Origin of the sequence: Nocardia coffeae, from assembly GCF_019890715.1 — a bacterium.
Taxonomy (GTDB): Bacteria; Actinomycetota; Actinomycetes; order Mycobacteriales; family Mycobacteriaceae; genus Nocardia; species Nocardia jiangxiensis.
Window position 1 is genome coordinate 401092 of sequence record NZ_JAINZY010000006.1, and the last position, 18222, is coordinate 419313.

An 18222-nucleotide genomic window follows, 5' to 3' on the forward strand; every position below is an offset into this window, starting at 1 on the left:
GCAGCGGAGGCCATGGATACAGATGCAGCAGCAACCGAATTCGTCAGAGCCGCAACGGGTCGGCCTGGATCTGATCGCACCCGAGGTGTACGCGCCGATGCTGCGCCGGTTCACCGTGCTCGCCTGCGGTGTGGCCGTGGTGGTGGCCCTGTTGCTGGCGTTGCTGGTGAACTGGCCGGTCGCGGTGCTGGCCGGGGTTCTGCTGGTGGCGCCCGCCGCGGTGTACGCGATATCGGTGCGGCGGCGGCGAATCTGGTTGTCGGGCACGGTCGTCGAGGCGCGCACCCTCACCGGGCGGCGTCGAGTGGACATCGCGGAGGCCACCGGTGTGGAGGTCCTGGTGTTTCCCGGGCGGCTGAGCCGGATAGTCCTGCGGGTCACCGCGGGGCGCGGTCGGCAGGTGATTCCGCTGGCCATGTACACCGATGCCGGTGGCGGCCGGGAGTTGCACATCCTGGGGTTGCGCAAACTCGCCGACGCACTGGCCGCGAGTCATCTCGCGGCCGCGCTGAGCGTGTCCAGCATGCTGGTCGGTCAACTGCGTGCGGAGGCCCGTGATGCGGGACTCGAGGAACGGCCGCTGTACCGGGCCGTGCATCTGGTGCGGGTCAAGGACGTGGTGCAGCCCGTCGCGCTGAGCGACGCGGAGATCGCCACCCTGGGCTGAGCTGTTCGGCAGTACGAAAAGCTTTGTGGCGCAGCGTCTCGGGCCTGCGCGGTGGCGTTCGCGGGGAGTTCTCCGGCGGATGTCTGATTGCTCACGGTGAGCCGTCCGGCGATGTGCGGCTCGATAGGCTCGGCACATACAGTCGATCATCGAGGAGTAGATGTGACCAGGACCGCTCGCACGCCCGTGACCGTGACCGTCACCGGTGCGGCCGGACAGATCGCCTATGGGTTGCTGTTCCGGATCGCCGCGGGGGCGATGCTCGGGCCGCAGACGCCGGTTCGATTGCGGCTATTGGAGACTCCGGCTGCGGTGGGCGCGCTGGAGGGGGTGGCGATGGAGCTCGAGGACGGTGCGTTCGGGCTGCTCGAGTCGGTCGACATCGCCGACGATCCGTGGATCGGATTCGAGGGCGCCGACATCGCGGTGCTGGTGGGCGCGCGCCCGCGCACCGCCGGGATGGAGCGTTCGGATCTACTCGCCGCCAACGGCGCCATCTTCGCCGATCAGGGCGCGGCCATCAACGCCAGTGCCGCGTCGGATGTGAAGGTTCTGGTGGTCGGCAATCCCGCGAACACCAACGCGCTGATCGCGATGAGCAATGCCCCCGACGTGCCCGATTCGCGATTCACCGCGCTGACCCGGCTCGACCACAATCGCGCCATCGCCCAGCTCGCCCGCCGGGCGGGTGCGCCCGCCGCATCGATCGCGAGGATGACCGTCTGGGGTAATCATTCGGCCACCCAGTATCCGGATCTGAACCACGCCACCGTCGGCGGTCGCCCGGCGCTGGAGACGATCGGTGATCCCGATTGGGTCGCCGATGATTTCATCCCGACCGTGCAGCAGCGCGGCACCGCGATAATCAAGGCTCGCGGTGCGTCGTCCGCAGCGAGTGCGGCGGGTGCGGCCCTGGATCACATCCGGGACTGGGTGCAGGGGACCCCGGACGGCGACTGGGTGTCGATGGCGGTCCCGTCCGATGGTTCGTACGGTGTGCCCGAGGGGCTGATCAGCTCGTTCCCGGTCACCTGCGCCGACGGGGAGTACCGGATCGTGTCGGGGCTCGAGATCGACGAATTCTCCCGTGCGCGTATCGATGTCAGTGTCGCGGAGCTGGAATCCGAGCGGCAGGCCGTGATCGAACTGGGATACGCGAAGCGGGTCTGATCCACCCCGGGCGGTCCGATCATCGCGACAGCGTCGATCGGACCGCGTCGGGCGGATCAGCATTTGGCGATGACGGATTCCGCGTAGCGCTCGATCGCCGTGAGCTTGCGCTCCAGCGGTTCGGTGTCCGGCCCGACCGTGTAGTGGTAGCGGAAGCCCACGATGACATCGGTGATGCCGCGGTCTTCCAGCCGTTTGATGCCGTCGGGGGTGTAGGCGTCCAGCGAGGCGACGTGGATCTCGAACGGGATGGAGCTGTCGCGTTCGGGGAGCAGCTCGTCCAGGCGGGCGAGCATGCGCTCCAGCTCTTCCGGCTGGCCCCCAGCGTGCATCCAGCCGTCGCACAGCCGCACCGCCCGGCGCAGCGCCGCATCGCTGTGCCCGCCGACCAGAATCGGCATCGGTTCGGTGGGCGCGGGGGTCATCTTGATCCGCGGAATGTCGTAGAACTCGCCGTGGTACTCGAAATATTCGCCGGTGCACAGGCCGCGGACGATCTCGATACATTCGTCCATTCGCCGTCCGCGCCGCTCGAACGGTACGCCCATGATCTCGAAATCCTCCGGCCACGGGCTGACTCCGACGCCGAGGGCGAATCGGTTGCCGCTCAGGGCGGCCAGTGAGCTCGCCTGCTTGGCGACCAGGACCGGCGGGCGGATCGGCAGTTTGATCACGAACGGCGTGAAACGCAGGGTGGTCGTCGCCGCGGCCAGGGCCGCGGACAGCACGAACGTCTCGATGAACGGTTTGCCGTCCAGGAACTCCCGCGAGCCGTCGGGTGTGTACGGGTACGTCGAATCCGATTCCTCCGGGTAGGCGATGCTGTCGGCGATCGACATGCTGTGGAATCCGGCGGCTTCGGCGGCCTGTGCCAGCGGCACGTAGTGGGCCGGATCGGTCATCGCCTCCGCATAGGTGAAACGCATCGGAGCATCCTCTCGGTCGGCGGGTGTGTGCACTCGCCCGGTCCGGGCGGCTCGGGCTCGGGCCCCGCGACCTCCGGACGGCTGAATTAGAACAGATTCTAGTTTTGTCGGCGATCGTAATCGCAGCGATCATGAACTGTCAGCCGATCGGCCGATCCGGCCCGCTGAGCGGGCTGCCGGGTGGTTCGGGTTCCGGATCAGCGGGTTGCGTACCGGCAGAACGTCTTTGCCCGCGCACGCGAAAGGCCCGGACCGTACTGGTCCGGGCCCTCGAGGTACGCGATCGACAGATCGGTCGATCAGAGACTGGTATCGGAGGAGTAGCCGTTGATCTCCTCGTCGGAATGGATCTGGCCGATGACATCCGGCGCGATCTCACCGAGCACACCCGCGAGTTCGGTATCGCCGGTGATGCTCTGGTATGGCTGCACCGTTGTCTGGTGCTCCTCGTCCTCGGTATTGCGCGCGCCGGCCGCACCGCCGCCGCCCATGAAACTGCTCGGGCTGGTCAGACCGGCCGCCCGGCTCGCCGCGCTGACCTCGGCAGCGATGGCGTTCTGGGCGTTGGCGATGGCGCCCGGAATGGACGTGCCCGCGCCGCCACCGGAATTGGTGCCGACGCCGTCGGTGCTCAGGCCGCCACCGCCGCTGCTGAAGGAACCGCCTCCGCCGCCGCTGGACAGGCCGTTGTATCCGGCCGTCGAGGTGTTGCCGAGCTTCGAGGTGAGATCGTCGGTGCTGGTACTGCTGTCGCCGTTGTTGGACAGCAGCGACTGGGCCTGCTCCATCACCGGCTGAGCGATGTTCTGCGCGACGGACTCCGCGGCCTGGGCCGCCTGCTGTCCGGCGCCGCTCTGACCGAGCAACTGATTGACCACGCCGCTGAGCTGACCGGTGTACCCGGCCAGTTCGCCGCGGGTGGCGTTGACGATGCCGACCGCGGTGCCGAGATGCTCTGTGGCCGTGGCGATCAGCGTGGCCTGCGCGGGCGGGGTGACGATCACCGGGGCCAGTGCGGTGGCCTGGGTGGCGAAGGACTGGGCCACCGCGGTGAGCTGCACATTGCCCTTCTGCACCACGGCCGCGGCCTCGTCGGTGAGTTTGGAGATGTCGAAACCGCGCTGGCTGGTGTCCTGCCCCTGGGACTGGGTCTGCTGACCGGCGGACTGGGCGCTGTCGGCGGATTTGCCCTGCCACACCTGGTCGACCGATTTGAGCGCGCTCTCGCCGACCGACATGGCCGCCTGGATGACCTGCGAGGACTGGCTCAGCAGGGTGCTGGGATTGAGGGCGCCCATCACGCCGGTGCCGAAGCTCTGCAACAGGCTCGCGAACGGCTGGAAGAGCTGTTCGATACCCGGGATGGCGGGCAGGGTGATGCCCTTGCTCAGCAGGGTGTTGATCGTATCGGTCGGATCGGCGGCGGCGATCGGGGCGGCCGCCTGCTGGATCGAGGACGCGGCACTGCTCAGCGCGGACGGCGCGCTGTTCAGGGCCGTGTGGGCGTTGTCGAAGACGTTCTGTGCGCCCGGAATCGCTCCCAGGGTGCTCTGGGCCTGATCGAGCGCGCTGTTCGCCGAGCCGAGCAACGGACTGGCCGCATCGCTGAGCGCGGACGCGTGCGTGGAACTGTCGCCCAGTCCGGGAATGTGTCCGCCACCGAGCGAGGAGCTGTGCTGGTCCTCGAATTCCTTCTGCGCCAGATGCAGTTCGGGCGAGATCGTCTCGGTGGTCTCGGCGGGCAGCTGTGGCAGCGCGACGTGCACGAACGGGCCGTTCTGCACGGCGGAGGCGATGTTCTGCGCGGTCTGGGACGCCGCCTCGGACACCGCGGCGAGCGGGTCCGCGGTCTGCGCGCCGATGACGCCGCCGGCTCCGGAATCGAGTGCCTGCACGCTCAGCCCCCGATCTCGTCGGCGGCGGACTTCAGCGCGCTCGAGAAGGTCGAGTCGGAATCGTCGAATGTGGCGGCGGTGCCGAAGGCGGACTGCCCGATCTTGTCGACCTTGCCGGACAGATCGTTGATGTCCTGGCAGTGCAGCACCTGCGCGGCGGCGAACATCGCCAGATAGTCGGCGCCGATGATGCCGAAGACCGGCGTCATCGCGGCCACGTGACTGACCGTGTCCATATTGCCCGCCCCGGAGATCTGCGCCGCGACGCCCTTGTGTGTCGCGGCGAATGCGCGAACGGCGTCGGTCTCAACCGAGAAACTCATCGAGTCTGCCCCCCAATCCTCATACCATCGGTCTCGTCGACTCGGCCGGGACACCGCGGCGTCCCCAGGCCGTGCGCCGTCACCGGCGCGACCGGTAACGGTACAGGGCCTCAATATAGCGGACCTGCCCGACAGGTTTCGACTCCGACCGCCATCCGACTGGCGGATTTCGGCCGATCCGGGCGTGAATCGGACGAAACGGGAATAGGTATAACTAGAACTTGTTGCAAATTAGAACGGGTTCTATATTCTCGTTCTCATGAAGGTCGCAGTCACCGGCGCAGCCGGGTTTCTTGGCACCAACCTGCTCCACCAACTGGTGGAGCGCGGTCACGATGTGACCGCCATCGATCGCGTCCGGCCCGCCGTCGCCTCCGACCCGCGGGTGACCTGGGTCAGCGGTGACGTGCTGGACCCGGAATCGATGCGTGACGCGCTCGAGGGTGCGGAGGTCGTCTACCACCTGGTCGCCATGATCACCCTCGAACACCGCCACGATCTGGCCTGGCGGATCAATACCGAGGGTGTGCGCGTGGTCGCCGAGGCGGCGCTGGCGGCGGGCGTGCGGCGGATGGTGCACACCAGTTCCATCCACGCGTTCAACCAGTACGACTGCGGTGGCCGGATCGATGAGCGCGCGCCGCGCTCGATCGATCCCGATCTGCCCGTCTACGACCGCTCCAAGTTCCAGGGCGAGGTCGAGTTGCGCAAGGTCATCGACAAGGGGCTCGATGCGGTGATCTGCAACCCGACCGGCGTGTACGGACCGGTCGATCACTCGGACTCCCGGATCAACACCACGCTGTGGGATGCCGCGCGCGGGCGCGTGCCGGTGATGATCGCCGGCGGTTTCGACCTGGTCGACGTGCGCGACGTCGCGGCGGGTCTGATCCTCGCGGGGGAGAAGGGGCGCACCGGGGAGAACTACCTGCTGACCGGCGCGATGTGCTCGATGCTCGAGGTCACCCAGCTGGCCGCGGCGGTGAACGGCAAGCGCGGTCCGCGCTTCGCGATCCCGACCAAGGTGATCGCGGGCGCCCTGCCCGTGCTGGAGCCGATCGCGAAGCTGTTCGGCAGCGACCGGGTGTCCAAGGCGGCCATGGGCGCGCTGATCTCCGCGCCGGTCGTGGACGGTTCGAAGGCCGAGGCCGAACTCGGTTACCGGCCGCGGCCGACCGAGGACACCGTGCGCGATCTGGTCGCCTTCTACAAGGGCGAACCGCTCGAGTCGCGGTCGCACTGCGTTGCTTGACAGATATTAGAACAGATGTTCGACTGGGAGGGTGCGGTGGCGAAACCAAACCCTGGATGCCGAGGACGGCGCCCTCCCGGGACTCGACCGGGCCGGTCTCGTGCGCACCGTGCAGACTCCGGAATTCGACGGCGTGACCTTTCACGAGGTGCTGTGCAAGAGTGCGCTCAACCGCATTCCGGAGAGTTCCGCATTGCCGTTCGGCTGGACGATCAACCCGATGCGCGGGTGCTCGCACGCGTGCCGATACTGCTTCGCGCGCAGCACCCACGAGTATCTGGACCTGGACGCGGGCCGCGATTTCGACAGTCAGATCGTGGTCAAGACGAACGTGGCGGCGGTGCTGCGCCGCGAGGTGAATCGGCGCTCCTGGCGGCATGAGCCGGTCGCGCTGGGCACCAATACCGATCCTTACCAGCGTGCCGAGGGCAGGTATCGGCTGATGCCGGGCATCATCGGCGCGCTGGCCGATTCGGGCACGCCGTTCTCCATCCTCACCAAGGGCACGCTGCTGCGGCGCGATCTGCCGCTGCTGACCCTGGCCGCCCGGGAGGTGCCGGTGCGGCTCGCGGTCTCGATCGCGATCCTGGACCCCGAGCTGCATCACGGTCTCGAACCCGGCACGCCGTCGCCGCGGGCGCGACTGGAACTGGTCCGCGCCCTGGCCGACGCGGGTTTCGCGGTGAACGTCATGGTGGCGCCGGTGATTCCCTGTCTGACCGACGGCACCGCCCACCTGGACGCGCTGTTCGGCGCGGTCGCCGAGGCGGGTGCGGCGAGCGCGGTCGCCTTTCCGATGCATCTACGCGCTCGCACCCGCGGCTGGTTCCTGCAGTGGCTCGCCGAGCACCACCCGGCACTGTTGCGGAGATATAGGCAGTTGTACGGTCGTGGGGCGTACGTCACACCGGAGTACTTCGCGTGGCTGCGCGGTCGGCTCGATCCGCTGCTGTCGCGGCACGGTTTGGACCGCGATGTGCCACCGGAGCCCGAGGCCCGGCCTCCGCGCGCACCGCAACCGGCCGCGCAGTTGGCCCTGTTCTCCTAGTGCGGCCCACCCCGGGCCCGGGGCGGGCGCGGGTACGGACGACCGCGACGCCACCGGGAATCGGTACGACGCGAAATCTGTTGAACCGCTTGCTACTCGGGCTTTTCCGGAGCCAGCGGAGTAACTTGGCATGTGGTACTCATCGACGAGGAAGTGATACACGCGCATGGTTGCCCAGGGCTCTGATTCTCCCGGCGACGCCGCCTCACACCCCGCTCGCGCGGACGCGGCCGGAGCCGGCGGCGTCGCGGAGAAATTGGAAAAGGTCGTCATCCGATTCGCCGGAGACTCCGGTGACGGTATGCAGCTGACCGGTGACCGTTTCACACACGAGGCCGCCGCATTCGGCAACGACCTTGCCACACAACCGAACTTCCCCGCCGAGATCCGCGCACCTCAGGGCACGCTACCCGGCGTCTCCTCGTTCCAGATCCAGATCGCCGACTACGACATCCTCACCGCCGGTGATCAGCCCGACGTGCTGGTCGCGATGAATCCCGCGGCGCTGAAGGCGAATCTGGAGGATCTGCCGCGCGGGGCGACGATCATCGTCAACACCGACGAGTTCACCAAGCGCACACTGACCAAGGTCGGCTACGCGGCCGATCCGCTCACCGACGACTCGCTGTCCGATTTCGTCGTGCACCGGGTGCCGATGACCTCGCTGACGCTGGGGGCGACCGAGTCGACCGGCGTCGGCAAGAAGGACGGCCAGCGGGCCAAGAACATGTTCGCCCTCGGTCTGCTGTCCTGGATGTACGGGCGGCCGATCGGCGGCACCGAGCAGTTCATGCGCGAGAAGTTCGCCGCCAAACCGGATATCGCCGAGGCGAACGTCCTGGCGTTCCGGGCGGGCTGGAACTACGGCGAGACCACCGAGGCGTTCGCGACCACCTACGAGGTCGCCCCGGCGGCGCTGCCCACGGGCACCTATCGGCAGATCACCGGCAACACCGCCCTGGCGTACGGCATCGTCGCGGCCGGGCAGCTCGCCGGTCTCGAGGTCTTCCTGGGCACCTATCCGATCACCCCGGCCTCGGACATCCTGCACGAGCTGAGCAAGCACAAGAATTTCGGCGTCACCACCTTCCAGGCGGAGGACGAGATCGCCGGAATCGGTGCGGCACTGGGTGCTTCGCTGGGCGGAGCGCTCGGGGTGACCAGTACCTCGGGTCCGGGTCTGGCGCTCAAGAGCGAGACCATCGGCCTGGCGGTGATGACCGAACTGCCGCTGTTGATCGTGGACGTGCAGCGCGGCGGCCCCTCGACGGGTCTGCCCACCAAGACCGAACAGGCCGATCTGCTCCAGGCGCTGTACGGCCGCAACGGTGAATCGCCGGTGGCGGTGCTCGCCCCGCGCTCACCGGCCGACTGTTTCGCCGCGGCGGTCGAGGCCGCGCGCATCGCGCTGACCTATCGCACACCGGTACTGCTGCTCTCGGACGGTTCGATCGCCAATGGTTCCGAGCCCTGGGCGATTCCACAGGTGGCCGACCTGGCGCCGATCGAGCCCGCTTTCGAACCCGATGCGGCCGAGGACGATTCGGATCCGTACCAGCCTTATGCGCGCGATCCGGAGACGCTGGCCCGATCGTTGGCGGTCCCGGGCACGCGCGGGCGTGCGCACCGCATCGGCGGCCTGGAGAAGGCCGACGGCACCGGCAACATCTCCTACGAACCGGCGAACCACGACCTGATGGTCCGGCTGCGCCAGGCGAAGATCGACGGGATAGAGGTGCCGGACCTCGAGGTCGAGGATCCCAGCGGCAACGCCGAACTGCTGCTGATCGGCTGGGGCAGCTCGTATGGTCCGATCGGCGAGGCCTGCCGCCGGGCGCGGCGGCGCGGGGTGCCCGTGGCCCAAGCGCACCTGCGGAATCTGAATCCGTTGCCCGCCAACACCGGTGCGGTGCTGGGACGCTACCGCACCGTGGTGGCGCCGGAGATGAACGGCGGTCAGCTGGCCATGCTGCTGCGCGGCCGGTACCTGGTCGACGTCCAGCCGTGGACGAAGGTCGCCGGTACCGCGTTCTCGGCACAGGAACTGGTCGGCGTGATCGATGCCGCCCTGGACGGCTCACTCACCGAACTCGAGAACGACAAGGCCTTCGCCGCACGCGCGAGGGCGACCTACCGCACCGTAGGGGGTAAGTGATGACGCTCGTGGAAACCTCGCTCGTCGGCGCCGATCTCGGTCTGACCGGCCTGTCCGGTGTGCCGGGCGCGGACGGGCCGCAGAAGGTCAAGGACTACACCTCCGATCAGGAGGTGCGGTGGTGTCCGGGCTGCGGTGACTACGTCATCCTGGCGACCGTGCGCAGCTTCCTGGCCGATCTCGGGCTGCGCCGGGAGAACATGATGTTCGTTTCGGGTATCGGCTGCTCGAGCCGTTTCCCGTACTACCTGGACGCGTACGGGATCCACTCGATCCACGGCCGCGCACCCGCGATCGCGACCGGACTGGCGGTGACCCGCCCGGATCTGTCGGTGTGGGTGGTGACCGGCGACGGCGATGCGCTCTCGATCGGCGGAAACCACCTCATCCACGCGCTGCGCCGCAACGTGAACATGACGATCCTGCTGTTCAACAACCGGATCTACGGGCTCACCAAGGGGCAGTACTCGCCGACCTCGGAACCGGGCAAGGTCACCAAGTCGACGCCGATGGGGTCGGTGGACCACCCGTTCAACACGTTGTCGGTGGCCCTGGGCGCGGAGGCCACCTTCGCCGCGCGGGCGCTGGACTCGGATCGCGCCGGGCTCACCGAGGTGTTGCGCGCCGCGGCCGAGCATCGCGGCACCTCCTTCGTGGAGATCCTGCAGGACTGCCCGATCTTCAACGACGGTTCGTTCGACGCGCTGCGCAAGGACAACGCCGAATCCCATCTGATCCGGCTGCGGCACGGTGAGCCGTTGCGCTTCGGCGCGGAAGGCGAATTCGCCGTGGTGCAACGTGGTTTCGGCCTCGACGTGGTCGACACCGACACCGTGGCCGAATCCGAGATCGTCGTGCACGACGCCTACTGCGACGATCCGGAGTACGCGTACGCGCTGTCGCGGCTGTCGGAGCAGGACCTCTCGCACGTCCCGGTCGGCATCTTCCGCAGCGTCGCGCGGCGCACCTACGACGACGGCGTTCGCGAGCAGACCGAGATCGCGCGGGAACGCCGGCCCGTGCGAGCGGATTCGCTGCAGCAGTTGCTCACTGGCAAGGAGACCTGGACGGTCGGCTGAGTCGTCTCACCCGGTGACCGGTACCGGACGAACCGATGATTCGTCCGGTACCGGATCACTGTCCGGCGCGGCCGTCAGCGCAGTGCCGGAGGGTTGTCCAGATTGGTCGCCGAGAACGTGTCGCATGCCTTCACCTGGCCGTTGTGGTATCCGGTGAGGAACCACTTCTGCCGTTCGCTGGAGGATCCGTGCGTCCAGGACTCGGGGTTGGTCCGGCCGGTGGCGGCCTTCTGGATCCGGTCGTCGCCGACCGATGAGGCGGCCGAGAGCGCGTCCTGAATGTCCTTGTCCGACAGCGGTTTCAGGAACGGCTGGTTGCTGCCGGGTGCGGGGAGCTTATCGGCGTAGGAGGCCCACACTCCGGCGTAGCAGTCCGCCTGCAGCTCGAGTCGCACCGACCCGGAGGAGGCGCCCTGTGCGGACTTCGCGGCGCGACCGGAATCGCCGAGCAGATTCTGAATGTGATGGCCGACCTCGTGCGCGACCACGTACTCCTGTGCCAGCGGTCCGCCGCTGGAACCGAATTTGTCCACCAGTTCCTGGAAGAAACTGGTGTCGAAGTACGCGGTGTGATCGGCCGGGCAGTAGAACGGCCCGACCGCGCTGGTGGCCCGGCCGCAGCCGCCGGTGTTCACCGCACCGGTGAACAGCTGCACCTTCGGTGGGGTGTACGCCTTGCGGGTCTGCTGCGGGAGCTTGGCGCCCCACACCGAGTCCAGGCTCTGCGCGGTGAGCACCACCCGGCAGTCGACGTACTTGTTCGCATCCGCGCCGGTCCTGCAGTGCGCGGGAGTCTTCGCGCTCGGGGCCTGGGTGGTCGTGCCGCCGGTCACCTCGCGCAGCAGCGATCCGGGATCTCCGCCGAACACCAGTGCCAGGACCAGCACGATCAAGCCGCCCGCGCCGCCGAGCGCGATCTTCCCGCCCATCCCCGGGCCGCCGCCCGAGGAGACTCGATCCGGATCGATCTGCATGCCCTCGTTGAAGGTCATCCCGTGGCCCTCTCGCCCATTCGTTCGCTGTGCCGCCGCGCGATCCGGTCGCCCCGGCCCGCGTGCGGACTACAGCTTGACACGGTGGTGGCGGATATCGGTTTCCGACCGGTGAACGTGTCTCTCTAGGATAGGAGCGCATCTGCCCACCCAGCCGATGCACCGACCCGTCGAAAGGAATCCCGTGCTGCGCACCCACTTGGCAGGTTCGCTGCGAAGCGAACACGCCGGTCTGACCGTGACCCTCACCGGTTGGGTGGCTCGCCGTCGCGACCACGGTGGCGTGATCTTCATCGATCTGCGTGATGCGTCGGGTGTGGCGCAGGTGGTGTTCCGCGAGGGTGTTCCCGCCGAACAGGCGCACCGGTTGCGGGCGGAGTACTGCGTACAGGTGACCGGCGTGGTCGAGCCGCGGCCCGAGGGCAGTGAGAACCCGAATCTGCCGACCGGTGCGATCGAGGTGAACGTCAGCGAACTCGTCGTCCTCAACGAGGCCGCGCCGCTGCCGTTCCAGCTCGACGAGCAGCCCGGTGAAGAGGCCCGGCTGAAGTACCGCTACCTGGACCTGCGCCGTGAGGGTCCCGCCCATGCCATCCGGCTGCGGTCCCAGGCCAACGCCGCGGCCCGCGCGGTGCTGGCCGAGCATGCGTTCGTCGAGGTCGAGACCCCGACGATGACGCGTTCCACGCCCGAGGGCGCGCGCGACTTCCTGGTCCCGGCGCGGTTGCAGCCCGGTAAGTTCTACGCGCTGCCGCAGAGCCCGCAGCTGTTCAAGCAGCTGCTGATGGTCTCGGGTGTCGAGCGGTATTACCAGATCGCGCGCTGCTACCGCGACGAGGACTTCCGCGCGGACCGGCAGCCCGAGTTCACCCAGCTCGACGTCGAGATGAGCTTCGTGACCCAGGAGGATGTCATCCTGCTGGCCGAGGATGTGCTCAGCGCGCTGTGGAAGCTGGTCGGCCACGAGATCCCCACGCCGATCCAGCACATGACCTATGCCGAGGCGATGCGCCGATTCGGCAGCGACAAGCCGGATCTGCGATTCGGCGTCGAAATCACCGAGTGCACCGAGTATTTCGCGCAGACGCCGTTCCGGGTGTTCCAGGCGCCGTACGTCGGCGCGGTCGTGATGCCCGGCGGTGCGAGCCAGCCGCGTCGTCAGCTCGACGCCTGGCAGGAGTGGGCCAAGCAGCGCGGCGCGAAGGGCCTGGCGTACATCCTGGTCAACGAGGACGGCACGCTGGGCGGTCCGGTGGCCAAGAACCTCACCGACTCCGAGCGTGAGGGCCTGGCCAAGCACGTCGGCGCGGAGCCGGGGGACTGCGTGTTCTTCGCCGCGGGGGAGACCAAGGCGCAGCGTGCGCTGCTGGGTGCCGCGCGTGGCGAGATCGCGCGCAAATGCGAGCTGATCGACGAGAACGCCTGGGCGTTCGTCTGGATCGTGGACGCGCCGCTGTTCGAACCGGCCGCCGACGCGACCGCGAGTGGCGATGTGGCCCTGGGACATTCGGCGTGGACGGCGGTGCACCACGCGTTCACCTCGCCCAGACCCGAATTCCTGGACACCTTCGACACCGATCCGGGCGCGGCACTGGCCTACGCCTACGACATCGTCTGCAACGGCAACGAGATCGGCGGCGGTTCCATTCGTATCCACCGCCGCGACGTGCAGGAACGGGTGTTCAAGGTGATGGGCATCAGCCACGAGGAGGCGCAGGAGAAGTTCGGCTTCCTGCTGGACGCGTTCTCCTACGGCGCACCCCCGCACGGCGGTATCGCCTTCGGCTGGGACCGCATCACCGCGCTGCTGGCCGGAGTGGATTCGATCCGCGATGTCATCGCGTTCCCGAAGTCCGGCGGCGGCGTCGACCCGCTGACCGACGCGCCCGCGCCGATCACCCGTCAGCAGCGCAAGGAGGCGGGGTTGGACGTCGTCCTCGACGAGAACGGCAACCCCGTGGCGCCGGACAAGAAGGCCGCCGCGAAGAAGTGACCCACGTTCGGACCCGGATCGGCATGTCCGGTCCGGGTCCGTCTGTGCGGTAAGCGATCTCGGGGCGGTGCGAGACGAAGCGGAGGCAGGAGAATCGTGCTGCACGTCCGGGTTATCTGCCCGTCCGGGACGACCGAGGCCGCGCTCGCCGCACTGCGCGCCGAGCCGGGCGCGACGCTGATCACGGTGCAGCGCGGTGCGGCGATCGAGCCGTCCGGGGATGTGCTCGAGGCCGACGTCGCGCGTGAATCGGTCAACGACGTGATCGCGGCCCTCGAAGCGCTGGGCATCAGCCGCGAGGGCGGGATCATCCTCGGCCCGGTCGACACGGCGCTGTCGGAGGCCGCGGATCGCGCGGTGGCCGACGCGCCGGGGGATCCGTCCGACGCGGTCGTGTGGCAGGCGCTGCTGGCCGAGACCAGGGACGAGTCCACGCTGAGTCCGGCGTTCCTGGCGTTCATCACCATCGCGTGTCTGCTCGCCGCGGTCGGCGTCGCCACCGATTCGCCGGTGACGATCGTCGGCGCGATGGTGGTGGGACCGGAGTTCGGGCCGCTGGCCGCGCTCGCGGTGTCGTTGGTGCGCAAGGATTTCGGGTTGGCGCGACGTTCGGCGCTGGCTCTGGTCGTCGGGTTCTCCGTGGCGATGGTGATCACCTGGGTGGCCACGCTGGTGTGGGAGCGGTTCGGCTGGCTGACCCTGGACAGCGTCGACCGGATCCACAACGTGGAGTTCATCTATCAGGTCGGGCCGTTCTCACTGGTGGTCGCGCTGCTGGCCGGCGCTGCTGGGATGTTGTCGCTGGTTACCTCGAAATCGGCTGCGCTGGTGGGGGTTTTCATCTCGGTGACCACGATCCCGGCGGCCGGATTCGCGGTGGTGGCCGCGACGGTGGGGGCGTGGGACAAGGCGTTCTGGTCGATCGGTCAGCTCGGGGTGAACATGGTCGGGATCGTCATCGCCGGCTGGATCGTGCTGCAGTTGCGCCCTCGCCACGGCAGCGAGGGCGGACCGCTGGACAGATTCAAACGCTGGTGGGTCTCCGCGGACTGATCAGCCCAGGGTCAGGCCGTCGGTCAGCGCGCGATAGGAGTAGGTCAGCGCCATCACCGAGATCGGGCCGACCAGCAGCAGGCTCAGCGAGCAGATGATCAGGCCGATCGTTCCGGCGATGACCATGCCGATCACGCAGACGACCAGGGCGGCCATGGTCATGAACAGCACCGCGAAGGCCAGTGTCGCCGTCTTGCCGATATCCGAGAGCACCAGGCGAACACTGGACCGGATCGCGGCGATCGGATTCTGATCCCGATCGATCACGAAGTGCAGCGAGAACATGCACAGGAATCCGACCACGATCGCCGCGAGCACACTCAGGACCGTCGCGAGCGCGGCGGATATCAGGCCGAACACCACGGACATCACGACCATCGCCAGCACACTGCTCGCGAATACGGCCAGCGCGCACAGCAGGACGTTGCCCGCGTTGACGAATCCGAAGAAGGACTGGAAATCCGGTGGGGTGCCGTCGGTTTCGTAGAGCGCGCCCCGGATCATCGCCGCCTGCAACAGCCAGACCACGGCCGCGACGATCAGGAAGACCACCAGGACCGGAATCAACGAATTGATGTCGGCGACCCGGACCACCACCATCGCGACGAGATAGGCGACGAATCCGACCAGGGTGATCGCGATCCAGGGAATCGGGTTGGCGCGCAAGCGTTCCCAGCCGTATCCGAGGGCGCGGCCGATGCTCAGGCCGAGGGGCGGGGGTGCGGGGAATCCGTACGGCGGCTGGCCGGGCATCGCGCCCTGCGGCGTGCCGGGAACGTAACCCTGGCCCGTGTTCGGGTCGTAGCCCGGTCCGGGTGCGTAGCCGGGCTGCGGCGTCGTGGTCGGCTGACCGTAACCGGGTTGACTGTAACCGGGCTGACCGTAAACGGGCTGGCCGTAGCCGGGCTGGGATTGTCCGTAACCGGGTTGCGGCTGGTTGTAGCCAGGCTGCGGCTGGTTGTAATCGGACACGGGCGGCGGCGCGGGCCGCTGAGCGGACGAGGGCGTCGCGCCGAAGACCGGGGGCGGCGGCGGGGCCCCGCCGGCCACCGGAGGCGGGGCAGCGGCGGACCCGGGTCGTGCGTGCCCTTCGGATCGTGATCCGGCGTCCTGAGGGTATCCAGGGTGCGGTTGGGGCTGCTCGGTGGTGCCTTCCCCGGATGTGCCGGGCGCGGGGTGCGGGGTCTCGGTCATCGTGGGGACCTTTCGAATCACCTGGGTTTCAGTGTGGCGCACAGCAGTTGGCTTTCGACACAACCGGAACTCGCCGCATCGTGTCAAGCAGCCTCGATGATATTCCTGTCCGGAATGTCGTAATCCCTGATGGGGCAGGATGATCCCGGACGATGAGCACGTCGTGTGCGGATGTCCAGCCTCTCGCGACAACAGCCCGCGCTTCATCGAGACACGCCGGGCGACGCGCGAAAGGTTGTTGAACCGCTCGCTGAAAGTGACCTGAAGCGAGTAACTTGGAGCGCGATGACCGCACTATTGGCCGAACGCGCCACCGAAGTCGTGTCCGCGGCACAACATTTGCTCACAAAGCGGATGGGTGCTCCGGTGAAGCTCAGCGATCCGATAGAGCTCGGCGGAAGTGGCAGGACGACGGTTCTACGTGTGCGTGTCGCGGAGAACGCGTTCTCGCTCCCGCGCACGCTCATCGTCAAACAACTCCGCGGTGCGGCGCAGGATCGCCGCGTCGGTGGTCTCGCGCCCGGTGTGGCGAGTATCGATTCGGCATTCCTGCGTGAAACGGTGTCGTACCAGTTCACCACCGCGCTGAGCAGCCGTCATCGGCCCGGTGCGTATCTGCTAGCCCACGACCTGCCCGAACGGCTGCTGATCCTGAGTGATCTGGGCGAGAACGCCTCGCTGACCACGGTGCTGAGTTCGGGCGCCGAACCGGCCAGCCGCAATGCGCTGATGGCGTTCGCCCAGGCGATGGGCCGGATGCACGCGGCCACGGTCGGTCGGGAGCCCGATTTCGTCGCGCTGCTGCGCCGCGTCGACGTGGTGCACCGGGTGGACGGTATCGCCCAGCAGGCCGAGGCCGCCGTCACCGAGGTGCCCAAGATGCTGCACCGCGAGCTGAACATCGACGTGCCCGGCGAGATCGCCGAGCGCATCGTCGCGGGCAACCGGCTGTTCTCCGCGGGCCGCTATCGCGCCTTCAGCCCCTCTGACCTGTGCCCGGACAATGTCATCCTCAATGCCGAGGGCGCCCGGTTCCTGGACTACGAGTGGGGCGGATTCCGCGACGCGACGCTGGATATCGCCTATGCGCTGGTCTCCTTCCCCGGGTGCCTGTGCGATGTCGAACTCTCCCGCGAACGAGCCCGTCAGCTGGTCGAGGCGTGGCGTTCGGAGGTGGTGGGCGTGTGGCCCGCCCTGGCCGACGACGACGTCCTCGCCGAGCGGATCCTCGAGGCGCGGCTGATCTGGGTGTGGCTGACCACCTACTGGTTCCTGCCCGCCGATCACGCCCGCATCGCCGCCGCCCGCGAGCACGGCCTGTCGATTCCGCGTTCGGCGGCGCTGATCAACCGCTGGGCCGCCCTGGCCGAGGATGCCCGGTGCACCGGCGACGACATCCTGGGCGACTTCGCCGAGCACGTCTCGGCGACCCTCGAGGAACTCTGGGACGAGTGAGCCGGATCAGCGTGACGGGCGCGGTCCGACGATGGACGCTCGTTCCATGATCCGGATCTGGGGCCAGTAGTCGCTGGTGGCGTAGTGCTGGACGGCCCGGTTGTCCCAGAAGGCGACGGTGTGCGGCTGCCAGTGCAGGCGAACCTGGTGTTCGGGATAGTCGGCCTGACGGCACAGCCGGTCCAGTAGTTCGCGGCTCGCCTCGGGTGTCCGCCCGGTGATGTGGTCGGTGAAGATCCGGTTGACGTAGAGATGCCGGCGGCCGGTGGCCGCGTGGGTGCACACCACGGGATGTTCGACGCTCGGGTGTTCGGTTCGCATGCGTTCGCGAACCTCGGGTGTGGCGAAGTGGCCGAAGGCGCGGGTGAAGTCGTGCACGGCGGTGAGTTCGTCGGCGAGTGCGCGGGTGTCCTCGTCCAGGGCGGTGTACGCGGCGTACATATCGGAGAACAGGGTGTCGCCGCCGACCTCGGGCACCGAGATCGCGTGCAGGATCGCGCCCATCGACGGTTGCGGCCGCCAGGTCACGTCGTGATGCCAGGTGTTCTCGAGTCCGGCGACGTCCGCGCCCTTCTCGAAACGGACCAGTTCGGGCTGATCGGAATTGGATCCGAGGGCCGGATGGACCTCCAGTTCGCCGAATCGGCGGGCGAATGCGACGTGCTGGGCCGGGGTGATCGGCTGGTCACGGAAGAACAGGACCTTGTAGTCGTGCAGGGCCTGCTGTAGTTCGGCGACGACCTCGTCGGCCAGCGGTTCGCGTAGATCGATGCCGCTGATCTCCCCGCCCAGCGTGGTGCCCACGAGCCGGGCGTCGAAATGCTGCCACCGCAACGCGGTGAGGCGGCGATGTTCGGCGGTCAGATGGGTGAAGGGTCCGGCCAGCAGGGGATAGCCGGGCAGTTGGAACGGGCGCACCGTGGGTTCGGCCTCGGCGACGACGGGTGCTTCGATCATGGCGACTCCTTCGTTCGACCCGGGCGTAGTCGGTTGACTACACCGGTATGCGCTAATGTAGTC

The 18222-nt window shown here is 68.0% G+C and carries 15 protein-coding genes; 9 read left to right on the top strand and 6 right to left on the bottom strand.

Annotation, left to right across the window (positions count from 1 at the left end; translation table 11 throughout):
• The first annotated feature begins 22 nt into the window (after positions 1-22).
• Both K7711_RS23935 and K7711_RS23940 read left to right on the top strand, forming a co-directional pair.
• Entirely contained in the window at positions 23-667 is a 645-nt protein-coding gene (locus K7711_RS23935; RefSeq protein WP_222971660.1) for a hypothetical protein, read from the top strand.
• A 162-nt stretch (positions 668-829) separates the two neighbouring features.
• Positions 830-1837: a malate dehydrogenase gene (locus tag K7711_RS23940; RefSeq protein WP_308014911.1), complete on the top strand. Its 1008-nt coding sequence runs from the start codon at positions 830-832 to the stop codon at positions 1835-1837.
• Between the two features lie 56 nt (positions 1838-1893).
• Here the strand turns inward: K7711_RS23940 and K7711_RS23945 are convergent, their stop codons facing one another.
• The 3 genes from K7711_RS23945 to K7711_RS23955 all read right to left on the bottom strand — a co-directional run bounded on the left by K7711_RS23945 (position 1894) and on the right by K7711_RS23955 (position 4981).
• Positions 1894-2763 carry a TIGR03619 family F420-dependent LLM class oxidoreductase gene (locus K7711_RS23945; protein ID WP_222971661.1) on the bottom strand — a complete coding sequence of 290 codons (870 nt, stop codon included), beginning with the start codon at positions 2761-2763 and terminating at the stop codon, positions 1894-1896.
• Positions 2764-3062: 299 nt separating this feature from the next.
• Complete coding sequence (locus K7711_RS23950) at positions 3063-4658, bottom strand: hypothetical protein (protein WP_222971662.1); 1596 nt, start codon at positions 4656-4658, stop codon at positions 3063-3065.
• A gap of 2 nt (positions 4659-4660) precedes the next feature.
• On the bottom strand, positions 4661-4981 hold the full coding sequence (locus K7711_RS23955; RefSeq protein ID WP_222971663.1) for a type VII secretion target: 321 nt from the start codon (positions 4979-4981) through the stop codon (positions 4661-4663).
• A gap of 259 nt (positions 4982-5240) precedes the next feature.
• Between K7711_RS23955 and K7711_RS23960 the strand changes: the two genes are divergently transcribed.
• From K7711_RS23960 to K7711_RS23975, 4 genes are all read left to right on the top strand, one after another.
• Positions 5241-6233, top strand: a complete 993-nt coding sequence (locus K7711_RS23960) for an NAD-dependent epimerase/dehydratase family protein (RefSeq protein ID WP_222971664.1) — start codon at positions 5241-5243, stop codon at positions 6231-6233.
• 31 nt (positions 6234-6264) lie between these two features.
• Complete coding sequence (locus K7711_RS23965) at positions 6265-7281, top strand: Rv2578c family radical SAM protein (protein WP_222971665.1); 1017 nt, start codon at positions 6265-6267, stop codon at positions 7279-7281.
• Between the two features lie 166 nt (positions 7282-7447).
• Positions 7448-9436, top strand: a complete 1989-nt coding sequence (locus K7711_RS23970; RefSeq protein WP_235747639.1) for a 2-oxoacid:acceptor oxidoreductase subunit alpha — start codon at positions 7448-7450, stop codon at positions 9434-9436.
• Positions 9436-10515 carry a 2-oxoacid:ferredoxin oxidoreductase subunit beta gene (locus tag K7711_RS23975; RefSeq protein WP_222971666.1) on the top strand — a complete coding sequence of 360 codons (1080 nt, stop codon included), beginning with the start codon at positions 9436-9438 and terminating at the stop codon, positions 10513-10515. Before K7711_RS23970 ends, K7711_RS23975 begins: the two co-directional genes overlap by 1 nt.
• 74 nt (positions 10516-10589) lie before the next feature.
• Here the strand turns inward: K7711_RS23975 and ypfJ are convergent, their stop codons facing one another.
• Entirely contained in the window at positions 10590-11507 is a 918-nt protein-coding gene (ypfJ, locus tag K7711_RS23980) for a KPN_02809 family neutral zinc metallopeptidase (RefSeq protein WP_222971667.1), read from the bottom strand.
• A gap of 184 nt (positions 11508-11691) precedes the next feature.
• Between ypfJ and aspS the strand changes: the two genes are divergently transcribed.
• Positions 11692-13500: an aspartate--tRNA ligase gene (gene aspS / locus K7711_RS23985; RefSeq protein ID WP_222971668.1), complete on the top strand. Its 1809-nt coding sequence runs from the start codon at positions 11692-11694 to the stop codon at positions 13498-13500.
• A gap of 96 nt (positions 13501-13596) precedes the next feature.
• Complete coding sequence (locus K7711_RS23990; RefSeq protein WP_222971669.1) at positions 13597-14553, top strand: DUF389 domain-containing protein; 957 nt, start codon at positions 13597-13599, stop codon at positions 14551-14553.
• Here the strand turns inward: K7711_RS23990 and K7711_RS47775 are convergent, their stop codons facing one another.
• A complete protein-coding gene (locus K7711_RS47775; protein WP_235747640.1) occupies positions 14554-15747 on the bottom strand; it encodes a DUF2189 domain-containing protein in 1194 nt (397 codons plus the stop codon).
• A 285-nt stretch (positions 15748-16032) separates the two neighbouring features.
• On the opposite strand from K7711_RS47775, the gene K7711_RS24000 reads away from it, so the two are divergent.
• Positions 16033-17202, top strand: a complete 1170-nt coding sequence (locus K7711_RS24000; protein ID WP_222971670.1) for a phosphotransferase family protein — start codon at positions 16033-16035, stop codon at positions 17200-17202.
• Positions 17203-17208: 6 nt separating this feature from the next.
• Here the strand turns inward: K7711_RS24000 and K7711_RS24005 are convergent, their stop codons facing one another.
• Entirely contained in the window at positions 17209-18159 is a 951-nt protein-coding gene (locus K7711_RS24005; RefSeq protein WP_222971671.1) for a TauD/TfdA dioxygenase family protein, read from the bottom strand.
• Positions 18160-18222: the final 63 nt, after the last annotated feature.